The sequence below is a fragment of the Paenibacillus jepli genome (assembly GCF_047238105.1).
Taxonomy (GTDB): Bacteria; Bacillota; Bacilli; order Paenibacillales; family Paenibacillaceae; genus Paenibacillus_D.
In genome coordinates this window covers 4173766-4194775 of the sequence record NZ_JBDFMD010000001.1, presented here as the reverse complement: position 1 = coordinate 4194775, position 21010 = coordinate 4173766, and the positions used below count along the sequence as shown (strand labels likewise).

At 60.1% G+C, this 21010-nt stretch carries 20 protein-coding genes; 3 read left to right on the top strand and 17 right to left on the bottom strand.

Annotation, left to right across the window (positions count from 1 at the left end):
* Nucleotides 1-259 precede the first annotated feature (259 nt).
* The 11 genes from ABC336_RS18245 to nirB form a co-directional block, all read right to left on the bottom strand.
* Nucleotides 260-760, bottom strand: a complete 501-nt coding sequence (locus ABC336_RS18245; RefSeq protein ID WP_413239994.1) for a C40 family peptidase — start codon at nucleotides 758-760, stop codon at nucleotides 260-262.
* A 170-nt stretch (nucleotides 761-930) separates the two neighbouring features.
* A complete protein-coding gene (locus ABC336_RS18240) occupies nucleotides 931-2250 on the bottom strand; it encodes an ABC transporter substrate-binding protein (protein WP_413239993.1) in 1320 nt (439 codons plus the stop codon).
* A gap of 57 nt (nucleotides 2251-2307) precedes the next feature.
* Nucleotides 2308-3111, bottom strand: coding sequence for a carbohydrate ABC transporter permease (locus ABC336_RS18235; protein ID WP_413242554.1), 804 nt, complete (start codon nucleotides 3109-3111; stop codon nucleotides 2308-2310).
* A gap of 98 nt (nucleotides 3112-3209) precedes the next feature.
* Nucleotides 3210-4088, bottom strand: coding sequence for a carbohydrate ABC transporter permease (locus tag ABC336_RS18230; protein WP_413239992.1), 879 nt, complete (start codon nucleotides 4086-4088; stop codon nucleotides 3210-3212).
* On the bottom strand, nucleotides 4081-5136 hold the full coding sequence (locus tag ABC336_RS18225; protein WP_413239991.1) for an ABC transporter ATP-binding protein: 1056 nt from the start codon (nucleotides 5134-5136) through the stop codon (nucleotides 4081-4083). Before ABC336_RS18225 ends, ABC336_RS18230 begins: the two co-directional genes overlap by 8 nt.
* Nucleotides 5137-5170: 34 nt before the next feature.
* Nucleotides 5171-5932 carry a DeoR/GlpR family DNA-binding transcription regulator gene (locus tag ABC336_RS18220; RefSeq protein ID WP_413242553.1) on the bottom strand — a complete coding sequence of 254 codons (762 nt, stop codon included), beginning with the start codon at nucleotides 5930-5932 and terminating at the stop codon, nucleotides 5171-5173.
* Complete coding sequence (locus ABC336_RS18215) at nucleotides 5919-7136, bottom strand: sn-glycerol-1-phosphate dehydrogenase (protein WP_413239990.1); 1218 nt, start codon at nucleotides 7134-7136, stop codon at nucleotides 5919-5921. The genes ABC336_RS18220 and ABC336_RS18215 overlap by 14 nt, the downstream gene beginning before the upstream one ends.
* A gap of 978 nt (nucleotides 7137-8114) precedes the next feature.
* Complete coding sequence (gene cobA / locus ABC336_RS18210) at nucleotides 8115-8915, bottom strand: uroporphyrinogen-III C-methyltransferase (RefSeq protein WP_413239989.1); 801 nt, start codon at nucleotides 8913-8915, stop codon at nucleotides 8115-8117.
* 43 nt (nucleotides 8916-8958) lie between these two features.
* Nucleotides 8959-9867: a uroporphyrinogen-III synthase gene (locus ABC336_RS18205; RefSeq protein WP_413239988.1), complete on the bottom strand. Its 909-nt coding sequence runs from the start codon at nucleotides 9865-9867 to the stop codon at nucleotides 8959-8961.
* Between the two features lie 61 nt (nucleotides 9868-9928).
* Nucleotides 9929-10261 carry a nitrite reductase small subunit NirD gene (nirD, locus tag ABC336_RS18200; protein WP_413239987.1) on the bottom strand — a complete coding sequence of 111 codons (333 nt, stop codon included), beginning with the start codon at nucleotides 10259-10261 and terminating at the stop codon, nucleotides 9929-9931.
* Between the two features lie 59 nt (nucleotides 10262-10320).
* Entirely contained in the window at nucleotides 10321-12789 is a 2469-nt protein-coding gene (gene nirB, locus ABC336_RS18195; RefSeq protein WP_413239986.1) for a nitrite reductase large subunit NirB, read from the bottom strand.
* 325 nt (nucleotides 12790-13114) lie between these two features.
* On the opposite strand from nirB, the gene ABC336_RS18190 reads away from it, so the two are divergent.
* The 3 genes from ABC336_RS18190 (at nucleotide 13115) to ABC336_RS18180 (ending at nucleotide 15452) form a co-directional block, all read left to right on the top strand.
* On the top strand, nucleotides 13115-13672 hold the full coding sequence (locus tag ABC336_RS18190; protein WP_413239985.1) for an ANTAR domain-containing response regulator: 558 nt from the start codon (nucleotides 13115-13117) through the stop codon (nucleotides 13670-13672).
* Between the two features lie 356 nt (nucleotides 13673-14028).
* Nucleotides 14029-15261, top strand: coding sequence for a nitrate/nitrite transporter (locus tag ABC336_RS18185; RefSeq protein WP_413242552.1), 1233 nt, complete (start codon nucleotides 14029-14031; stop codon nucleotides 15259-15261).
* Entirely contained in the window at nucleotides 15258-15452 is a 195-nt protein-coding gene (locus ABC336_RS18180) for a hypothetical protein (protein ID WP_413239984.1), read from the top strand. The genes ABC336_RS18185 and ABC336_RS18180 overlap by 4 nt, the downstream gene beginning before the upstream one ends.
* A gap of 165 nt (nucleotides 15453-15617) precedes the next feature.
* Here ABC336_RS18180 and ABC336_RS18175 read toward each other — a convergent pair whose 3' ends face one another.
* From ABC336_RS18175 to ABC336_RS18150, 6 genes are all read right to left on the bottom strand, one after another.
* The gene (locus ABC336_RS18175; protein ID WP_413239983.1) at nucleotides 15618-16319 is read right to left on the bottom strand and encodes a molybdenum cofactor guanylyltransferase; all 702 of its coding nucleotides are present in this window, start codon (nucleotides 16317-16319) and stop codon (nucleotides 15618-15620) included.
* A gap of 13 nt (nucleotides 16320-16332) precedes the next feature.
* Nucleotides 16333-16851, bottom strand: coding sequence for a VanZ family protein (locus ABC336_RS18170; RefSeq protein ID WP_413239982.1), 519 nt, complete (start codon nucleotides 16849-16851; stop codon nucleotides 16333-16335).
* Between the two features lie 190 nt (nucleotides 16852-17041).
* Nucleotides 17042-18040 carry an ABC transporter permease gene (locus tag ABC336_RS18165; RefSeq protein ID WP_413239981.1) on the bottom strand — a complete coding sequence of 333 codons (999 nt, stop codon included), beginning with the start codon at nucleotides 18038-18040 and terminating at the stop codon, nucleotides 17042-17044.
* Nucleotides 18021-19526, bottom strand: coding sequence for a sugar ABC transporter ATP-binding protein (locus ABC336_RS18160; protein WP_413239980.1), 1506 nt, complete (start codon nucleotides 19524-19526; stop codon nucleotides 18021-18023). The genes ABC336_RS18165 and ABC336_RS18160 overlap by 20 nt, the downstream gene beginning before the upstream one ends.
* A gap of 65 nt (nucleotides 19527-19591) precedes the next feature.
* Nucleotides 19592-20656: a sugar ABC transporter substrate-binding protein gene (locus ABC336_RS18155; RefSeq protein ID WP_413239979.1), complete on the bottom strand. Its 1065-nt coding sequence runs from the start codon at nucleotides 20654-20656 to the stop codon at nucleotides 19592-19594.
* A 113-nt stretch (nucleotides 20657-20769) separates the two neighbouring features.
* On the bottom strand, nucleotides 20770-20946 hold the full coding sequence (locus ABC336_RS18150) for a hypothetical protein (RefSeq protein WP_413239978.1): 177 nt from the start codon (nucleotides 20944-20946) through the stop codon (nucleotides 20770-20772).
* Nucleotides 20947-21010: the final 64 nt, after the last annotated feature.

Sequence of the window (21010 nt, the reverse complement as noted above, 5' to 3'; positions counted from 1 at the left end):
GCGATGAAAGCTAAGAAAAACCGCCATTTGGTCGGATTCAAGTAACTTTTTACCCCTGGTTGTGGAGCCGGCATCCAAACCAGCTGGGAGCACAACTATCCATGTAGATGTGTGAAAACATATACGCTAATATTTCAAGGTAAAACGACTATCGCCGTCTTCTTGCAGCGTCTCAGATGTGAAAAAAACTGTTCCCCACGGCGCCTTGCCCGGGAAACAGTTTTTTTGTGTGACAACGACTCACCTGCCTGCGCCGCTTCTACAACACTCTGCGCGCAGTCACATAGGTTTTGTCCCATGAGCTGCCCGAGAACTTGGTTACAGTGACGCCGATGCCCACACGGTACGTGTGCAGCAGCTGGTTGTTGCCGATATAGATGCTCACATGATTGATTACGCCGTTGCGGTTGGTGTCGGAGAAGACCAGATCGCCTGGCTTCAGCTGCGATTTGGCGACATATCGTCCGCTCTTCGCCTGCTGTCTCGACGAACGCGGCAGGTTGACGCCGTGCTTGCCGAAGACATATTGCGTGAAGGACGAACAGTCGAAGGCCCGCGTGCTTCCCGAGCTGGCTCCGAACACATACTTGGTGCCGCTAAACTGCTTACCCGTCCGGATAATCGCATCGGCCTTGGTCGATGCCGCAGCCTCTACTTTCGGCGGCAAGGCAGCCAGGCTCCCGGTTCCGACGACGGAGAGGCTGAGACTGACGGCAAGCAGCAGTTTACCGATCGAACGGCGCTTCTTCATGATGTTCATAGTTGTCCTCCTGTAGCGCTTGGTTGGGAATGATGCCTAGACCAACATAACACATGGCTCGTCCCCACCAATTACCAAGGAGAAGGCAACAGCTTATCTATCCAAGCCTCGCCAAGATGAATTAGAAATGGATGAAAAAAATCTAATCTCCGCTGTCTTGACACCTTCTCTTATTGCGTCAGGATGCGTTCCGTCTCGCGGGTGAAGGTCGCAAGCGTGGCTGGAATATCCTGACTGTCGTACATGATCGCCTCGATCGCCGAGAAGAACTCGTGCATGACCTCGGGCCAGGCCACATGCATATTGGTATCTGTCGCATATTGCAGCTGCTCGTATGCGACCTTGCGGTTCGGCTCCTCCTGCCAGAGCTGCTGCATCTGCTCCGACTCGACCATGGCGTTGGTGAAGGGCAGGTACCCCGACTTCAGGATGAAGTCCAGCGCGCCGTCGTCCTCCGTCATGATCCAGCGGACAAACTCCCAGGCCGCTTCTTTGTTGTCCGAGCCTTCGAGCAGCGAGATGTTGGCGCCCCCGGTCGGATTGGCGTATTGCTCATCCTGCGGCAGGAAAGCCGTCACATAATCGAAGTCGACCGATTCCATCAAACCGCCGATCGAGCCGGTCGACTGGTACATCATGCCGACCTTGCCGCTGACGAACATCTGGTTGACGATGTTGCCCGAATCCTGCGCCGGCGGATAGAACAGCGCGCCCGTGCTCTGCAGCTCTTTCAGGAAGCTGAATACCTTCTCCCCTGCTCCGTTGTCCACGAAGCCGACCGAGCTCTTATCTTCATTAAAGAACGTCCCGCCGGCCTGCGAGATCATCGCAATCGGATACCACGTATCATATGGCATCGTGACCCCGTAGCGCTCATACTCGCCATTCTCCTCTACCACCAGGGCATTCGCTGTTTCCTTCAGCTCCTGCCAGTTGGTCGGCACCGACAATCCCGCTTCATCCAGTATCGATTTGTTCACATGCAGGATCGGCGTCGAGCGATTGAGCGGCAGTGAAACCAGTTGATCATGGAAGACCGAGTGACCCATCAGCCCCTCCGTAAAATCGTCCTGGCTCATCCCTGAGCCTTCCAGGAACGGCGTCAGGTCGGCCAGCACCTCCGCATCCGCGAACATCTCGACATACGCCCGTTCGATCATCGCCAGATCGGGAGCCGATCCCGACGCGATCGCCTGCTGCAGCTTGGTGACCGTCTCGGCATACCCGCCCTGCTGCGTGGCGACGACCTCGATCTCGTCCTGAGCTGCGTTGAAGTTGCCGACCAGGGTGTCGATGTACTCGCCGTTCTTGCCGCCCAGCGAGTGCCAGAACTCCACGGTCTGCTTGGCGCCTCCCGTACTGCCGCCCTCGGCCGTTGTTACCGGATCAGGTGTATTGCCGCTCCCCGTACCGGCGTTATTGCCGCTGCAGGCGGACAGCAGTCCAGCCACCAATACTGTACCCGTCATGACTTTCAGCGTTTTCTTCATTTGAACCTCAACCTCCATTGCATTCTCAAAATGTGTATATCATCGGATAGCAGCCCGTTATTTGATGCCGGAGTAGACGAAGGCCCGGACGATCTGCCGCGAGCAGAACAGATAGACGATCAGGATCGGCACGACGAGCACGACATTGCCCGCCATGATGATATGCCAATTGCTGATGCCCTCGGTCTCACGGAGCTTGGCGATGCCCAGCGTCAGCGGCCGGAGCGACGCGGTGTCGGTCATGATGAGCGGCCAGAAATAATCATTCCAGTGGCTGACGAAGCTGAACAGGGCGATCGTCGCCAGCGCAGGCGTCGCCATCGGGATCATCAGACTGGTGATGATGCGGAACTCGCTGGCGTTGTCCAGCCGGGCCGACTCGATCACCTCCTCCTGGATCTGCATGAAGTACTGGCGCAGCAGGAAGATCCCGAAGGCATTGGTCATAAAGGGGATGATCTGCGGCAGCAGCGTCCGGATGATGCCCCACTCCGCGAGCATCAGATAGACCGGGATGAAGGTGACCTGGCCGGGAATCATGAAAGCCAGCAGCACCAGCGCGAACAAAGGACCTTTGCCGACAAAGCGGTATTTGGCGAACGCATAGGCCGCCGGGATCATCACCAGCATCTGGATCGCCAGGATCGACAAGGTCACTACGACGGAGTTGCGGGCATAGGTCAGGAACGGCCCGGCTTGCATGGCCGTGACGAAATTATTCCATTGCGGCACGGCAGGGATCCAGGTCGGCGGGAAGGCCAGCGTCTCCCGGAACGTCTGCAGCGAGGTCGAGATCATCCATAGAAAAGGGAAGATAAAGACGAGCACGACCGCTACCTTGAGCAGCAAGCCTGCAGCCATGCGGACGATCGGCCAGACTCGGGCAGGCGACACTTGCATCTGCTTTTCCTCCTTCCGGCTTGGCTGCACCTGCAGCTTGGCCCTTGCCTGTACCGGTTTCATTGGTAATGCACCTTCTTTGCCAGCAGCCGGAAGTAGATGAAGGTCAGCAGCCCGATCACGGCCATCAGCACGACGCCGGACGCCGCCGAATAGCCGAGATTGGTCGTACGGTACGTGTAGATGTAATAGACCAGCGTGTTGGTCGCATTATTGGGCCCGCCGCCGGTCATCACCTGCACCGTATCAAACACCTTGAAGGAGCCGATCGTCATGATGACGAGGATGAAGAAGAGCTGCGGCGAGATGATCGGCAGCGTGATCCGGGTCAGCACCTTCCACTTGCTCGCATTATCCAGCGCTGCCGCTTCGTAGATCGAAGGCGGGATGCTATGGATCGCCGCCACGATGATCAGCACATAATAGCCGATGGCTCCCCATACCGAGACGATGATGATCGACATCATCGCTGTGTCCGAGCTCTGCAGCCAGGCCAGCGGCGGCAAGCCGATGGCCTTGAGGACATAGTTGAGAAAGCCGAGATTCGGCTCCATCATCCATAACCAGACGAGCGAGATCGAGACGATCGAGACGATGTGGGGCGTGAAGATGCCGGCCTGGACGATGCTGTTGATCTTGCTCTTCTTGCTCAGCCAGAGCGCGATCAGCAGCGAGATGAGCATCGTCAGCACGACGACGCAGACGGTATAGATCAGCGTGTTCGTCAGCGATTTGTAGAAATCGGCGCGGGTGAACAGCTGGGTGAAATTGTCCAGACCGATAAACGTGCTCTTGGCCCGGTTCATCAGATTATACTTGTACATGCTCAGATAGATCAGGTAACCAACCGGATAGATGACGAACACCAGGATGCCCAGCATCGCCGGAGCGATCATCACGTAGGGACGGAGCAGCGGCCACATACGCTCTCTAACCATATCGCAGCCTCCGGGCCGCCTCCAGGCAGCTGCGGAACCGGTCGTCGCGTTCATCGATGCGTCCGCCCTGCTCGTCGAAGAAGAACAGATGCTTGCTCGCAACACGGATCCGCACCTGCTGGTCGACGGCATAGCGGTCCTCGGTGCACTTGATCATGAATGCCCCGTGCTCGCCCCTCACCTGGTACAACGTCTCCGAGCCGAGCATCTCCCTCGTCACGATGGTGCCCTGCATCACATAATCTCCTGCCGGCGGCTCCTGCTCGCTGAGCACTGCCCGCTCCGGCCGGAAGCCGAAGCTGAGCTCGCCCGGACCGAGCGGCGCGACATTCATCGGCGGCACACCGATGAACTGGGCTGTGAACAGATTGGCCGGCTCGCGGTACATCACCTCGGGAGCAGCCTCCTGCTGGATCTCGCCCTTATTCATCAGCACGATCCGATCCGCCATCGACATCGCCTCCACCTGGTCGTGCGTCACATAGACGAAGGTTGCGCCCAACTGCTTGTGCAGCTCGATCAGCTCCAGCCGCATCTGTGCCCGCAGCTTGGCATCGAGATTGGACAGCGGCTCGTCCATCAGGAACACGGCGGGCTTCTTGACCATCGCCCGGGCGAGCGCCACCCGCTGCCGCTGACCGCCCGACAGTGTCGACGGCTTGCGGTCCAGATAATCATAGAGGCCCACCGTCCGGCTGATCGTCTCGATGAGCTGCTCCCGCTCGGCCCGGGGCACCTTGTTGTTCTTCAGACCGAATTCGATGTTGCCGCGCACCGTCATCGTCGGATAGATCGCATAGTTTTGGAACACCATCGCCACGCCGCGCTTGCCCGGCGCCGTCCGGCTCACGTCGCGCCCGCCGATCCGTACCGCGCCCGACGTCTGCGGATCGAGCCCGGCGATCATGCGCAGCAGCGTCGTCTTGCCGCAGCCGGACGGCCCGACCAGCACGGTGAACTTGCCGTCCTCGATCGTCAGATTCAGATCCTCGATGACCGTATGGCCGGCGAAGCTCTTGGTCACTTGCTCGAATTGTATAGAAGCCACTTGCAGCCCTCCTTGTCATGGATGAATGCCGAGTTCACACCGCGTACACCGTGACGCCGCGCTCACGGAACGACTGGAGCATCGGCTCCGGCGCCTCCTTGCCCGTAATCAACGCATGGATGGCATGGGTCGGCGCGACGCTATGCAGCGACAAGCGGCCGAGCTTGCTGTCATCGGTGACGACGATGATCTCCAGCGCCGCCCGGATCATCGCCTGCTTGGCCGGCACCAGCGCCGCCTCCGGATGCATCAGTCCATGCTCGGGATGGAGCGCCGGCGTGCCGATGAAGGCTTTGACCGCGCGGAGCGAGCCCAGGACATAGTCCGTGAACATGCCGTTGAGCATGTAGCTGGACGGGTAGAGCTCCCCGCCGGTCAGGATAACCTTCACGCCTGCGGCGTCGCGCAGCTCGGCGGCGACGTTCATGTCGTTGGTGACGACGGTAATGCCGGTGCGGTGCACGAGATTGCGGGCGATATGCTGGGTCGTCGTCCCGGAATCGATAATGATGTGATCCCCTTCCTCGACCAGACTGGCAGCCTGATAGCCGATCCGCTGCTTCTGCTCGAGATTGTGGGGCGAGCGCTCCTGGAACGTCCCCTCCCCGCGGGTCCACTGCTCCGAGACGACGCCGCCATGCGTCCGCTTGAGCAAGCCCTCCCGTTCGATACTGGCGAGATCGCGCCGGATCGTCGCTTCATGGACCTGGAATTCCTTGGCCAGCACGCTGACCGTCGCGCTCCGGTGCTGCCGGACATACTCGGCGATGCGCAGCTTGCGCTCAGCGCCCATCATCATTTTGGATTCGCTCCTTCATATTGCTTTCGTTATATAACCGCAGCAGCGTCGCCCGCTCCGGGCGGATCAGATGCGCCTCGCGCAGGCTAGCTTGGATCAGCCCATTCTCCAGCCCCAGCTCGCTTGGCGCGGCCGGGGCGCCAACTTGCCGCAGCAACTCCTGCAAGCCCGCTGGCTCCGGGATGGCTCGGACGGCTCGGCCGATCTCCGGCCGATGCCGCTGCAGCTCCGGCCGTCCCGTTGATGCGTCATCGTACCAGCCGTCCTCGATCAGCCGGCGGTACAGCCTGCTGATCTCAACGGTCGCCGCGCCCACCTTGGCGCCGTGCAGCAGCTGGCGCTTGCCGGCCCGCAGATGCGCCAGCTCCCAGTAATGAGACAGATGATGCTCTGCCCCGGAAGCCGGATGAGACTGGCCGAACAGCCGCATCGCCAGCCCCGATTCCACCAGCGAGCGCATGAGCATAGCGATCCCGGTCTCGTCCCGTCTCCGGATCGCCTCCGTATGCCGGATGCAATCCTCCAGTGCCTGGCGCGTCAGCTCCGCAGCGGGGGCCAGATAGGCTTCCCCTGATGTCCAGGAGCCGAAGCGCCAGTCAAACAACGACGTATACTTGCCCAGCATATCGCCGAAGCCGGCGGCTGCGAGCTCCTGTGGAGCCCGGGTCAGGATATCCAGATCAGCGAACAGCGCGACAGGACGCGCAGCCGGGATCGTCAGCTTATGTCCCCGAATCAGCAGCGGCGCGCCCAGCGATGTGAAGCCGTCGACCGACGCTGCAGTGGGTATGGATAGGAACGGGACATGGGTGGTATATGCAACATAGCGCACTAGATCATGGATCGTGCCGCCGCCCACGGCGAGGATCAGCTCCGCCTGCGACCGCTGCGCCTCCAGCAGCAGCTGGACGACAGACGTTTCATCTGCGACCACATCCCCCGTGGCGAGCGGCCGGATGGCACACAGCGCAGGGGCTGTCCCCGCTGCCGCCAGCAACTGTTCGAGACGCCTGCCCGCAGCTTCGTACGTTCGATCATCTACCGCCAGCAGGACCGTACGGCAGCCTCGTTCCTTGACATACTGCGCCGCCTGCGTCAGCGCGCCCGCCTCGATGCGGATCGTCATCGCGAGGCTTTGTTTATCTGACTGGGTGAGCCCCAGCTGGTCCAGCCGCATGGTGATATCGTCGTCATGGGTCATAGGTTATGTCCTCCCTCCTGCTAGTCTGGGGACGGAGGCCGCCCTCAATAAGAGATGTGCAAGGCGCAGGCCGATGCAGTCAGCTGCGGCGACCCTTTCTGCCGCCGAGGCGGTGAAATCGAATCGTCGACGTCCCTGCTTGCTGCGACCCTTCTGTTGTTATTGCGAGGAATCGCCGGCCCACTCTGCTGCAAACACCCTTTGCCGTTGCTATGGCGAATACTCTGAAAAAAGCGCCCTCTATGACTACTTTGTGTATACATTCGCGCACACAAGCCCTCGAATATGTTCGCTTGTGTTTTCTTATGCTCACTTGTGCACGAATCAACAATAATCCATGAGCGTTATGCGAATGTTATGAGCAGGTTGAGATTATGTAAATCGTCTCCGGAACCAACTGGCGAAAAAAGTGCGTTGGAGCGGGCGGCGCGGCTGGTGGGGCTGCTGTAAGGGAGAAAAGGTTCGTTACAGCGTGCGGCGTGGCTGGCGGAGAGGCTGTAAGGGAGAAAAGGTTCGTTGGAGCGGGCGGCGTGGCTGGAGGAGAGGCTGTAAGGGAGAAAAGGTTCGTTACAGCGTGCGGCGGAGCTGGTGGGGCTGCTGTAAGGGAGAAAAGGTTCGTTGGAGCGGGCGGCGTGGCTGGCGGAGAGGCTGTAAGGGAGAAAAGGTTCGTTGGAGCGTGCGGCGCGGCTGGTGGGGCGCTGTAAGGGAGAAAAGGTTCGTTGGAGCGTGCGGCGCGGCTGGTGGAGAGGCTGTAAGGGAGAAAAGGTTCGTTGGAGCGGGCGGGCGGCGCGGACAGCCGCGCGTAAGCATCATTTTGCGCTTTTAAAAAAACACCCCGCACATAGCCCAATTAAGGCATGTACGGGGTGTTTCAAGATGCAAACTATACCATTCTCAGCACGATGAGATTGCTCGCTAAGCTGGATCTGGAAGCAGCAGCCCGGCGGTATTGCCCGCGCAGATTCGCGCTTAAACCAATTAATCAGCAGCAAGCAATGCCGCCTCAGGAACCGCGGCAAGCGGCTCGTCGCCGGCCAGCCAGGCAATCCGCTCGCGCATCGCCACGACGGGGCCGATGACGATCGTGACCGGACTGCTCAGCTCCGAAGTCTCCGGGAGCTCGGCGATCCTATCCAGCCTGCCCGTGACGACACGCTGCGCCCCGGACTTGGTGCCGCTCTGGATCAAGGCGACCGGCGTGCCCGGAGGCTTGCCGGAGGCCAGCAGCCGCTCGGTGATGCTATGCAGCTGCTGCAGCCCCATCAGCACGACGAGCGTCTCGGCCCCTGCCGCCCAGGTCCAGTCGACGGATGCCCCGGATTTGCCAGCGCACTCGTGGCCTGTAATCACAGCAAAGGAGGCCGCCATCCTGCGGTGCGTGACCGGGATCCCGGCGTAGGCCGGCGCAGCGATGCAGGAGGAGATCCCCGGCACCACCTCGAACGGAATGCCGCGATCGGCCAGATAGACGGCCTCCTCTCCCCCTCGCCCGTAGACGAACGGGTCGCCTCCCTTGAGCCGCGTCACCGTCAGTCCGCGCGCCGCCCGGCTCGCGATCAGTTCATTGATCTCCTCCTGGGGAAGCGTATGATGTCCTGACGCTTTGCCCACGTAGAGTAACTCTGCATCTGGCGCAGCCTCCCGGAGCAGTTCCTCGGCGACGAGCCGGTCATAGATCAGCACCTGGGCGAGCCGGATCGTCTCCAGCCCGCGCACGGTGATCAGTTTGGGATCTCCGGGTCCCGCACCCGTCAGATATACATAGCCCGTGTCAGCCATCGCCCTTCCTCCTCCCGTGATCGCTCGTGTGGCCGCTATGCTTCTAACAACCCTCCGGCTTGTCTTCGGCCCAGCGCTTGGCATCGGCTTGCTTGACTTCCCGCTCGGCGCCTTCCATCTCCGGATCGGGCGGCTGGGCCGATTCATCCAGCCGGTCGAAGTGCCTCGACATCGCGACGACCATGTTGCCCATCCGCTCTTCCTCCGGATACAACACCCGCTCGACGCCTTCCTCACGCAGCGCCTCTGCGGTGACCTTGCCTACCGCAACTGCCAGCACCCGCTCCGCAAAAGCGCGCAGCACCTCATCGAGACGGCCGAGCTTGGCTGCACAGCCCATCATGTACCGCACCTGTACCGTGCTGGTCAAGGCTACGGCATCAACGGCGCCGCTCACAATCTCTTCGATCAGCCGCTCGGTTACATCGCCTTCCGGCGGAATATGACGATACGGCAGCAGCTCCTCGCAGTGCGCTCCGCGCGCCGCCAGCATCGCTGTGATCCGGGGGGCGGGATCGCCATAGAGCTGCAGAGCCACTCTGCGGCCGGTCAGGTCGATCCCCTCCATCTCACGCAGCAGGCCAGCCGTCGTCCCGTCGAGATCCCGGGCAGCCGGGGCCAGTCCGAGCTTCTTGAGCACCCCTACGGTTTTGTACCCGCGCGCCGCCAGCTTCATCCGCGACAGCGCCCGCCTGAACGGTTCTTCCAGACCCAGCTGCTCCGCTGTCTGCATCAGCGCTTCGGTGCCGACGCCGGTCGTCAGGATCAGCCATTCGGCCGGCTGCTCGATAAGTGCGGTCAGCTGCTCCCGGATCCGGCTGTCATCCAGGAACACGGTGCCCTGCGCCGGGCGGACGACCGCCGTACCGCCGAACTTGGCGATCATGCGGCTCATCTCTTCTGCTTTTCTAGGCCCGGTGATCGCGATCACTCTGCCTTCCAGTCGCGCCATGAGCAGCGCCTCCTCCCTTGGACTCTGCCCGGTATCGCAGCCATGCGCCGGCTCAGCCGACTCAGGATACTTTGACTGCCGGACCTTCCAGCTTCAAGTATACCTGTCCTGCATCGTCGACTTCCACCTCAAACGTGCGGACACAGCCCTCATCAGGCGCCTGTACCAGACCGTCCTGCAGGTCAATCTTCCAGTCATGCAGGGGGCAGTAGACATGATGATCGCAGACGATCCCCTCCGATAGCTTGCCGCTTTTGTGCGGACACAGATTTTCCACTGCCTTTACGTTGCCGTCCGACAGCCGGAACAGCGCCAGCTCCAGCTCGCCGATCCGCACCACCTTGCCCCGCCGCTCCGGGAATTCCGATAGATGTCCAATTTGTACCTCATGCATAGTATGATCTCCTCTCCAGTATGGGCTTTCTCTATCCGACTCTCGGATCTGCCTGCGTACTAGGGCCGCTGCACAGCCTCTCCATCCGCCGTTGCTGCAGCAGCCTCGGGGGAAGTAGTGGCCGTCAATGCGTCGAACGCACGGCGCAGATCGTCGTTTTCGTTAATCTCCTGCCATGGATCCTTGGTCAGTGCCAGCGTCTTGTCGATCCGCTCGACGAGCGCATCGCGGTCTTCCTTGCTCGCCAACGCCTGCTTGACCGTATCCAGACCGATCCGCTGCACCCATTCACTGGTCCGTTCTGCGAAGTTGGCCGTCTCGCGGTAGTACTGCAGGTAAGCTGCCGTCCAATGCAGCACCTCATCTTCCGTTTTCACTTTGGTGAGCAGCTCGGCAGCCCTTACCCGGGTACCGCCATTGCCGCCTACGTACAACTCCCAAGCGCCCTCGATCGCGACGACACCAAGATCCTTGATTGTCGATTCGGCGCAGTTGCGCGGGCAGCCGGACACCGCGAGCTTGACCTTATGCGGCGTGTTCAGCCGCTCGAATTTCTTCTCCAGGTCGATGCCCATCTGGATGGAGTCCTGCGTGCCGAAGCGGCAGAACGTATTGCCGACGCAAGTTTTGACTGTACGGAGCGCCTTGCCGTAGGCGTAGCCCGAAGGCATGTCGAGATCTTTCCACATCTTCGGCAGATCTTCTTTCTTGACGCCCAGCAGGTCGATCCGCTGCCCGCCGGTGAACTTGACCATCGGCACATTGTACTGCTCCGCTACCGTGGCGATCCGCTTCAGATCTTCCGGCGTCGTCACACCGCCATAGATCCGCGGCACGACCGAGAAGGTGCCGTCCTTCTGGATATTGGCATGATTGCGCTCATTGACGAAACGGGACTCCAGCTCATCCTCATGCTCTTCCGGCCATGCCATGCCCAGATAGTAGTTGAGGGCAGGCCGGCACTTGGAGCAGCCTTCCGGGTTGCTCCACTCCATGACATGCATGACTTCCTTGCTCGTCGTCAGATGCATCGTGCGGATCGCTTCGACGATCTCGTCCCGGCTATGAGTCGTACAGCTGCAGATGCCTTCCTTGGCCGTCTCCACTTGGTCGGCTCCCAGCGTAGCTGTCAGGATCGCTTCGACGAGCGGCTTGCAGCCGCCGCAAGAGCCCGAGGCCTTGGTGCAGGCTTTGATCTCATTGACACTGACGCAGCCTTTCTCCTCGATGCTCTCGATAATCGTATCCTTGGTAACGCCGTTGCAGCCGCAGACGATCTCATCGCCGCTCATTGCTTTCACTAGGTCCTCATCGGTTACTGCAGCACTCCCGCCAGAAGGACCGAAGAGCACTTCTTTCTCCCGTCCGGAGAAATCTTCGCCCTTGCGGATCAGCGAGAACATCCGGGAGCCCTCAGCGGTGTCGCCGAACAGCACGGCGCCGATCACCTTGCCATTCTGGAAGACCACTTTCTTATAGACACCATCCAGGTCGTCCTGTACCCGCAGCGATTTCGTGCCAGGTTCGCTCATGAAGCGTCCCGCCGAGAATACGTTGACGCCCGACACCTTGAGCTTCGTCGAGACGACGGAGCCTTGATACCCCTCGTGCTCTACGCCGGCCATCTGTTTGGCCAGGATGGCACCCTGCTCATAGAGCGGCGCGACGAGTCCATAGGCGATTCCGCGGTGCTCCGCACATTCGCCGACCGAGTAGATGCCCGGCACGCTCGTCTGCATGCTGTCATCGACGACGATACCGCGGTTAACCTCGATCCCCGCATCCTTGGCCAGCTGCACATTGGGACGGATCCCCACAGCCATGACGATCAGATCGGCATCGACGTGCGAGCCGTCCTTGAAGGATAACCCTGTGACACGCTTCTTGCCTAATATTGTATCCGACTGCTTTTCCAGCAGGAATTTCATTCCCTGACGCTCCAGCTCCTCCTGCAGCATGTGCGAAGCCGTCTCGTCTAGTTGCCGTTCCATCAGATACTTGAAGATATGAACGACATTGACCTCCATCCCCAGGTTCAGCAAGCCGCGGGCCGCCTCGATCCCGAGCAGGCCGCCGCCGATGACGACGGCTTTCTTGTACGTCTTGGCCGTCTCGACCATCGTCTCGCAATCCTTCATATCCCGGAAGGCGATGACGCCTTCCTTGTCCGCGCCCGGCAGCGGCAGCATGAACGGCTGGGAGCCGGTTGCAATGACCAGTTCGTCGTAAGGCACGGTCAGTCCCTGATCTGTCTTGATGGTGCGTGCTTTGGTATCGACAGCAGTCGCCGTATGACCGGCATGCAGGATAATATGATTGTCCCGGTACCAGTCCCAGTCATTGAGGATGATGTCCTTCATGGTGACATCGCCTGCCAGGACAGAGGACAGCATAATCCGGTTATAGTTGGGATGCGGCTCGGCTCCGATGACAGTGATCTCATACTTATGCGGGTTCAGCTTGAGCAATTGTTCTACGAACGATACGCCAGCCATTCCGTTGCCGATCATTACGAGTTTTTTCTTCATTAGGTCCACTCCTCTGGTTAAAAACATGAAAAGCCCACCCTCTGCGCAGTTGCAGAAGATAGGCTTCGTTGCCATCGCCCCTGGCACGCCATTGTGCCGGGCGAAATGTTCTATACAATTGGGAATTCGATAACGCTAGTATAGATCCTTGGAGATTACATGTCAATATACTTGACACAATTTATATCGGATTACGATAAATAAATGTATCGCATTACGATAATTTTCCGTCGACATCGGCTAATTCGTATGTTATATTTTATTACACAAGGCGCCGATGCAGCCAATCCGGCCGCTTTCCGGCACATGAGCGAGGTGAAAAAGCATGCCCAAAGCGTTGATGCTGGTCCAGGACCATTCAACGGCAGCGCCTGTCCAGCAATTAAAGCAATGCTGCCGCACGCTGCATCAGGCAACATCTACGGATGGCATGAAATCTTATGTCAGTGTGGTGGAAGCTGTTATCGTCGATGTCCCGCTCTCCCGTCTACCCGAGTGGCAAGCGTCGATCACGGGCCTGCGCCGGCTCCCGGTGCTCTGGCTCTGCAGCGAGCCGGAAGCTCCGGGCGCTGTCGACTGGGGATATGTCCTGGACGGCCTGCTCTATCCTTCGATGACTACGACTGAGCTGCAGTACGCGATTCAATGGGGAATCCGCGTCCATCAGCAGCGCAAACGGTGGAGCGAAGAGCGCGAACAGCTGCTTCAACGGCTTGAAGAGCGCAAGTGGATCGACCAGGCCAAGGCAGTATTATGTGAGGTTAAGGGCATCAGCGAGGCTGAGGCCTATGATTTCCTTCGCAAACAGGCCATGAATGAACGCAAGCGGGTCGGCGACATTGCCGCCTCGATCGTTAAAGTGTATCAACTGATTCATGGCTGACCTCCTAAGGATGAGGCGGCCATCCCAGTCAGTCCGGGGCCGACAGGATGCGTAATTCAGGGAAAATCCAAAAAATATGTAAAGTATGTTGACATGTTAGTGAAATGTCGCATATAATCCAACCATGCAGTCACAATGTTGTGAACTCAAGCGGCTGGTACACCGTTGTACCTCCGCCTTGGCAATGAAGCCGCACTCTTATTCCGAAAGGAATGAAGTGCGGCTATTTAGGTGGAATCGAGATTTTTCGAAAACATGCACAAGACGAAAAAATGTTCAAGACAGAGAAGCCGTGGCCACGGTGCAGCAAGCGGATAGGATGCAGGTTATATTGGAGAGGAGCTTGAATTGCGATGATGGATCAAAAAAGCTTTTTAAAAAGCGGACATACCCCGTCTCTACTCAGTTCGTTCTTATACTTTGACGTTAGTTTTATGATCTGGGTGCTGCTCGGCCCGCTGGTCGTCGTCATTATGAGCGACTACCCGATGAATGCGGCGCAGGCCGCCAATCTCGTCGCTCTGCCGATACTCGGCGGCTCGATCCTGCGACTTGTCTTAGGCTTCCTGACCGACTATATCGGTCCGAAGCGGACCGGGCAGATCGGCATGCTGATTACGATGGTGCCGCTCGTCTGGGGATGGCAGTTCATCGGTTCGCTAGGCGAATTGTATATCGTCGCCTTATTGCTCGGCGTCGCCGGCGCTTCCTTCGCTGCAGCATTGCCGTTGGCCAGTCGCTGGTATCCGCCTCAGTATCAGGGTCTTGCCATGGGCATCGCGGGAGCGGGCAACAGCGGTACAGTACTGACCACTCTGTTTGCCAACCGGATTGCCCAGCATTTCGGCAGTTGGGAGATCGTCTTCGGACTGGCGCTGATCCCGATCCTCCTGGTGTTCATCGTATTCAGCCTGTTCGCCAAGGACAGCCCCAATCAGCCGGGACCGAAGAAATTCGCAGATTATGCGGCCGTGCTGCGCCAGAAAGACACCTGGATGTTCTGCATCCTCTATGCCGTCACCTTCGGCGGTTTCGTAGGCATGGCCAACTATCTGACGATCTTCTTCAATACGCAGTATGGACTAAGCGCAGTGCGAGCAGCCGACTTTACGACGATCTGCGTCATCGCAGGCAGCTTCTTCCGCCCGGTAGGCGGCTGGTTGGCTGACCGGATCGGCGGCATCCGGATGCTGATGGGTCTGTATGCCGGCGTCGCCATCATGCTGGCCGCCGTATCCTCGCTGCCGCCGCTTGCGGTCATCACGGTCCTGCTCTTCGTCGGCATGATGTGTCTGGGCATGGGCAACGGCGCTGTCTTCCAGCTGGTGCCTCAGCGCTTCCAGAACGAGATCGGTCTCGTCACAGGCATCGTCGGCGCCGCGGGCGGACTCGGCGGATATTTCCTCCCCAAAATCCTGGGCAATCTGAAGCAGACGACCGGTTCGTACACCCCCGGTTTCCTCATCCTCAGCGCGATTGCCGTCGCCTGCATCCTGCTCATCTTCATCGTCCAAAAGCAGTGGAAGCAGACCTGGGTCGGCCATGGCGGCAAAGCGATCATCGACCAGCAGACGGTGACCTCCGGATGAGCGCCCTGGACTTCGAGATGGAGCATGACTGGCTGGATATCTTCGATTGGTGGGGACCCGAGCCTGTGACCGGGCATGATGCCGACGACAGGCATGGCGGCGCCATGTACACCGGGCGGTCTCCTAATGGAGATCGGCATCCATCCGTATTGCGAGACGCATCTGGCCGGCAGCAGCAAGCCGGCTGCTGATCCTCCGCATGCGGGCGCGCGCGCGCGACCCACGGCAGCGGTGATCCGACCACTCCCCGCTGCCAGATGGCGCCGCCCGGGCCCGCACCAACTACCCACACCCCCTGCAGTTGCTGCAGGGGGTGTGGGTGCGTCCGCATTTATCGAGGCAGCTGATATTCATTCCTACGGATGCCCCCTCAAGCCTTCGACATAAGACCAGTACGCCTCTGGCGTGTTGAGCGGCTCGAATAGCGCTGCCTCTGCCGCCGCCAGTTCCACCTCCGCCGTCTGCACCCTTGCCAGCAAGCGCATAAAGCGGCGGTCGCCCTCACGCAGCATCGCTTCGATAACGGCAGCGATCCGCTCATGGTACAGCGCATGAAAGGGCTGTCCGGGTACGCAGATGATATCTGCTCCTGTCACTCGCGCCTGCTCCAGCATGCGGCCCACAAGAGGCACGCTCACCATGGGCATGTCACAGGCCGTCACCAGCGCGTACGGGGAGAGCCCCGTCTGCTCCCGGTCGCTCGCCGCTGCCTGCGAAGCAGGCGAGTGCTCGCTCAGCGCCGCATGCAGACCAGCCAGCGGTCCGGCGCCCGGCCAGCGATCATCGACGAAGCGGATCACACGCCCCGGCGCACTGCTGTCCCGCCCCTCAGACGACACTGTCACGCGGTGTCCCACTCCCGCCTCGACCAGCGCTGTCTTGTAACGCTCTGCCCGCTCTGCCGTACCGGCTGCAATATCGATATGGCAGCAGAACGCCAGGAGCTGCGCGGCGACATGGGCCAGCAGCGGCCGCCCTTGCAGCGGCAGCAGCGCTTTGTCCGTCCCCATGCGCCGGCTCCCTCCTCCTGCGATGATGATTGCCCGGAGCTGACTCATCGATACCACCGCCTCATCTGCGTGTACGCCGCTTCCGCCGTCTGGAGCGGCGCCGGAACAGCCCGATCAGGATCCAGGTGATCGTGATCCCGATGGCAGCTCCCGTCATATCGATCATGACATCAGTCATGGTACCGGTCCTGCTGTCAGACTGGTACTGGTTCCACTCGTCCAGACCTGCCGCCACGAACGTCGTGGCCAGCGCCAGCAGCGTCGACAGCAGCGGCCGGCGGCTGAAGATCGAGCGGAACAACAGCAGCAACAGCGAAGCCAGCATGCCATAGACGAACAGATGAGCAGACTTGCGGAACACGAACTCTATGAAATTATAGGGGTCGAACTTGGCGCTGATCGCCCGCCCCTGATAGTACAGGTTGATATCCGGCATCCAGCGGGACAGGTTCACATCCTGAAAGATCCGATGCAGCAGCGGCTTGATGCTCTGCTGTTCGTAGGACTGCGAGGAGAAGGTGAAGACGAGGATCACCCAGCCTGCCAACACTAGTAAATAGAAGAAGGTCGATTTTTTCATAGTACATATTCTATGCTTATTTGGGTCAAGAAACAAGGCGACGCGGAGCGGCGGAGCCTCAAAGCGCTTTCATGGAGACGTTGCACCTTGAGACGGGCTGTCTCGTCATCCCTCGCTCAACGCCAAGAAGCCGGCGCACGCTTCCAGGAAGGGCACACCGGCTCATCGGGCAGCGTCATCTCTCCTCTGCTCAGCCTCGCTTGGATTTGGCGTGATTGAGCATGATGGCGAAGATCAGGATGACGCCGGTGATGACATTCTGCCAATAGGACGAGATACCCGAGAGGCCGAGACCATTCTGCAGCACCCCGATGAAGAGGACGCCGAGCGCCGTGCCGACGACACCGCCCTCGCCGCCGCGGAAGCTGGTGCCGCCGAGCAGCACCGCCGCCGCGACGAGCAGCTCCGTGCTCATGCCGACCGTCGGCGAAGCCGACGCCAGCCGGCCGGTCTCGACGATGCCGGCCAAGCCTGCAAACATCGCCGCGAACGCGTAGACCGAGATGAGGATGAGCGCGACATTCATGCCGGCCAGCCGAGCAGCAGTCGGATTGCCGCCGACGACATAGATGGAACGGCCATAGTTGGTATAGCGCAGCATCAGCCAGACGGCTACGAATACGAGCAGCATCAGCAGGATCGTCACCGGCATCGGCCCGATCTTGCCATTGCCGATCCACTGGACGACCGAATAATCCGAAGCGTAGAGCGTCTGCCCGTTCGTCCAGACGTAGACGATCCCCCGATACAAAGACATCGTCCCCAGCGTCACGACGAAGAAGTTCAGCCCCATCCTGCCGATCAGCAGCCCGTTGGTCGCCCCGCCGATCACCGCAGCGCCTGCCATCGTCAGCAGGATCGCCGGAATCTCGGGTACCCCGGCATTCATCATCGAGACCATGCCGACACCGCTCAGCGCCAGCATCGCGCCTACCGACAGATCGAAGCCTGCCGTCAGCAGCACCATCGTCATCGCCATGGCCATAATCCAGATCGAAGCTACCGAGTTCAGCAGGTTGATCCAGTTCTGGAAGCTCAGGAACACCGGATTCATAATGGCGATGACGACACAGAGCAGGACGAGCAACGGACCGATGCCCGCAAAGCGGAAGAACAGCCGCTGCAGCGTCTCCAGGCGGCTCGCTTTGCCTTCCAGCGCTGGCGCATTACTAGTGGTTGCCTGTGGCATAGTACATCACCCTTTCGGAAGTGAGATCCTGCTCCAGCACCTGGAGCAGCCGGCCGCGGAACATGACGCCGATGCGATCGGCGATGCCCACGGCTTCCTGCAGATCGGAGGTCGAGACGATGACCGTCACGCCGTCCGCAGTCAGCTGCCGCAGCAGCCGATAGATATCCGCTTTGGCGCCGACGTCAATACCTCGCGTCGGCTCATCCAGGAGCAGGACACGCGGCGTCCATGAGGTGGCTCTGGCCAGCAGCGCCTTCTGCTGATTGCCGCCGGAGAGGGTCTCGATCCGGACAGCGCCGCTCGCAGCCTTAATCTTGAATACTTCCTTCAATTCATCATACAACTGGCGCTCCTGCTCGGCCTTCACCCGGCCCCATGGCCGATCACGCAGGCGGCGGCTGATCACCGTATTCTCCAACACCGACAATCCGGCGATGATGCCATCGGACTTGCGCTCGGCAGGAATATAGGCGATCCCGGCCTGGACCGCATCTCCGGGCGAACCCGGGCGATACAGCTGGTGTTCCAGCTCCATCGCCCCCTGCCACGGCACAGCTCCGATGACCGCCCGCAGCAGCTCGCTGCGCCCGCAGCCGGATAAGCCCGCCAGGACGAAGATCTCGCCTTGTCGGAAGTCGGCACTGATCCCCGAAGCCCCGTCGCAGCTGACATCCTCCAGCCGCAGCTGGACCACCGGCAGCAGTCCCGTCGCTGCAGGCGGTTCGGGGAACAGCTGAGTCAGCTCGCGCCCTACCATCTCCCGGACGATGCGCTCTTCCTCCATCTCCCCGCGCTCCAGCTCGCAGACAAGCTGCGAGTCCCGCATCACAGCGATCCGGTCGCACAATGCCAGATATTCCGTCAGCTTGTGCGTGATGAATACGATCGTCTTGCCGCGGGCCTTGAGCTGCCGCAGCAGCGTGAAGAGCCGCTCCGTCTGATCGTCCGTCAGCGAGCTGGTCGCTTCATCGAGCAAGAGGATGTCCGGGTCCGAGATGAGCGCCCGGGCGATCGTCGCCATCTGCATCTCATGAGGCTGCAGACGTCCGGCCGGCTGATGCAGGTCCAGCTCAGCCATGCCCAGCATACCGAGCATCTCCCGTACCCGCATGTCGCGTCTGCCGCGGCGGACCAGCAGGCCATTGCCTGCGTGCAGTCCGAGCCCGATATTCTCAGCGACCGACAGACTGCCGACCAGCGACGGCTCCTGGGTGACAAAAGCAATACCGCTCCGCAACGCGGAGCGGATGCCATGAAGCCGCTGTCCCCAGATCCTGACCTCGCCGTCATCAGGCTTGTCCAACCCCGCGATGATGCGGAGCAGGGTGGACTTGCCCGAGCCGTTCTCTCCGGCCAGACCGTAGATCTCGCCAGAGCGGATCGTCAGCGAAAGATCCGTCAGCGCCATGACGCCGGGGAACGCTTTATACAAACCGTCTACTTCGATCGCTGCCAGCTGACTATTGCTTGCCGAATCTTTCATAAACACCTCTCTGATCTTGTGGTTGCCAGCCTTCCGGCTTCATGGCTCAGTCATGGACAACCCCGTTATTGCAGCGTGTTCAGCTCTTCATCCCACGATTGGAAGCTGTCGATATTATCGGCACTGACGAAGTCAGCCGGAATCGTCACTTCCTTCGGTACATCGGCAGCCTTGTCGACCACGATCTGCTTGGCCGCTTGAACCATAGCGGATCCGGACTTGATCGGGTTGATGTTGAACGTCGCGTATTGCTTGCCTTGCTTGATCGCTTCGACGCCTGCTTGCTCGGCGTTGAAGCCGACGACGATGATACCGTCCGGATTGTCAGCGGAGTACAGCGACTTGCCGTTGTTCGTGATCGCTTGGGAAGCGCCGACGGCACTGTCATCGTTATAGGTGAAAACTGCGCGGATATTCGGATTCTTGGTCAACAGGTTGGCCATCATCGGCTCTGCTCCGGCAATATTGTCCGTCGGATTGTTCTGTTGGCCGACCCAAGTAATATTCGGATAAGCTTCAGACTCGATACGGAATTGCTCCATCATGTAGGTATTGCCCGGCACCGGCGCAGCCATCCCGATCGCACCGATCTCGGAGCCCTCCGGCAGCATGTCGGCGAACAGCTTGGCTACGTCGGCTCCGCCCTGACCGCGGCCCAGGATGATCTGCTGGGCCAGACCGAAGTCTGCGCCGCCGGTTTGCGTGTTGAAGTCGATACCGATGACAGGCACCTTCTTCTCGGTCGCCCGGTCGATCGCCGGCTTGATAGCAGCCGGATCAAGCGGCCATACGAGGATGACGTCTACATTTTGCACCAGCAGACTGTCCATATCGCCGACTTGCTTGGAAGGGTTCAGCTGGGCATCGATGCCGATAACTTCCATGCCGTAGAGCTCAGCTTGCTTCTGGATGCCTTTGTACCAGTATTGCAGCGAGTTGTTGGCTTCCGCCGGAATCGATACGCCGATCTTGACCTTGGCACCGCCGGATGTCGTAGCGGACGCTTCCCCGCCAGTGGCGGTAGAGCCGCCGCCGGAGTTGCCGCCGCATGCGGCGAGCACCATGCTCATGACCAGGACCACTGTCAGAGCGATCAGTCGCGATGGTTTACGTGTGTTAAGCTTCATCATTCATTTCCCCTTTTCCTGTTATCCAAAGTGTGTTGCCTCTATATTTAAAACGTCCAGCCTTGCGGCTGACCGCAGAACTTGCGGGCATAGAAACTGACGATGACGGATCGCCGTCACATCCGGGCGGTGCCGCTCATGCGCAATAGAGCTGCTCGGCTGCCTGTGGGCGTACCGGGTGCAGCGGCTGCAGAGCGGACTGCGCTGCGATCCATCGTGATTGCCGATCCGTCAACCTGTTCGTCAGTATCCCCCCATTCACCTGAGTAGTGGCTTGCCTCGCTCTCCTGCACTCGCCCGGCCCCGAAGCCGCGAGTCTGCGGGGGTAGAGCGCCCGGCCAAGGCCGGGCTCGCTCG

Excerpts from the sequence above, each read along its gene's own strand:
- ABC336_RS18245 (WP_413239994.1), bottom strand. The coding sequence starts at position 760 with ATGAACATCATGAAGAAGCGCCGTTCGATCGGTAAACTGCTGCTTGCC.
- ABC336_RS18240 (WP_413239993.1), bottom strand. The coding sequence starts at position 2,250 with ATGAAGAAAACGCTGAAAGTCATGACGGGTACAGTATTGGTGGCTGGA.
- ABC336_RS18235 (WP_413242554.1), bottom strand. The coding sequence starts at position 3,111 with ATGGCTGCAGGCTTGCTGCTCAAGGTAGCGGTCGTGCTCGTCTTTATC.
- ABC336_RS18230 (WP_413239992.1), bottom strand. The coding sequence starts at position 4,088 with ATGGTTAGAGAGCGTATGTGGCCGCTGCTCCGTCCCTACGTGATGATC.
- ABC336_RS18220 (WP_413242553.1), bottom strand. The coding sequence starts at position 5,932 with ATGATGGGCGCTGAGCGCAAGCTGCGCATCGCCGAGTATGTCCGGCAG.
- ABC336_RS18215 (WP_413239990.1), bottom strand. The coding sequence starts at position 7,136 with ATGACCCATGACGACGATATCACCATGCGGCTGGACCAGCTGGGGCTC.
- cobA (WP_413239989.1), bottom strand. The coding sequence starts at position 8,915 with ATGGCTGACACGGGCTATGTATATCTGACGGGTGCGGGACCCGGAGAT.
- ABC336_RS18205 (WP_413239988.1), bottom strand. The coding sequence starts at position 9,867 with ATGGCGCGACTGGAAGGCAGAGTGATCGCGATCACCGGGCCTAGAAAA.
- nirD (WP_413239987.1), bottom strand. The coding sequence starts at position 10,261 with ATGCATGAGGTACAAATTGGACATCTATCGGAATTCCCGGAGCGGCGG.
- nirB (WP_413239986.1), bottom strand. The coding sequence starts at position 12,789 with ATGAAGAAAAAACTCGTAATGATCGGCAACGGAATGGCTGGCGTATCG.
- ABC336_RS18190 (WP_413239985.1), top strand. The coding sequence starts at position 13,115 with ATGCCCAAAGCGTTGATGCTGGTCCAGGACCATTCAACGGCAGCGCCT.
- ABC336_RS18185 (WP_413242552.1), top strand. The coding sequence starts at position 14,029 with ATGGATCAAAAAAGCTTTTTAAAAAGCGGACATACCCCGTCTCTACTC.
- ABC336_RS18180 (WP_413239984.1), top strand. The coding sequence starts at position 15,258 with ATGAGCGCCCTGGACTTCGAGATGGAGCATGACTGGCTGGATATCTTC.
- ABC336_RS18175 (WP_413239983.1), bottom strand. The coding sequence starts at position 16,319 with ATGAGTCAGCTCCGGGCAATCATCATCGCAGGAGGAGGGAGCCGGCGC.
- ABC336_RS18170 (WP_413239982.1), bottom strand. The coding sequence starts at position 16,851 with ATGAAAAAATCGACCTTCTTCTATTTACTAGTGTTGGCAGGCTGGGTG.
- ABC336_RS18165 (WP_413239981.1), bottom strand. The coding sequence starts at position 18,040 with ATGCCACAGGCAACCACTAGTAATGCGCCAGCGCTGGAAGGCAAAGCG.
- ABC336_RS18160 (WP_413239980.1), bottom strand. The coding sequence starts at position 19,526 with ATGAAAGATTCGGCAAGCAATAGTCAGCTGGCAGCGATCGAAGTAGAC.
- ABC336_RS18155 (WP_413239979.1), bottom strand. The coding sequence starts at position 20,656 with ATGATGAAGCTTAACACACGTAAACCATCGCGACTGATCGCTCTGACA.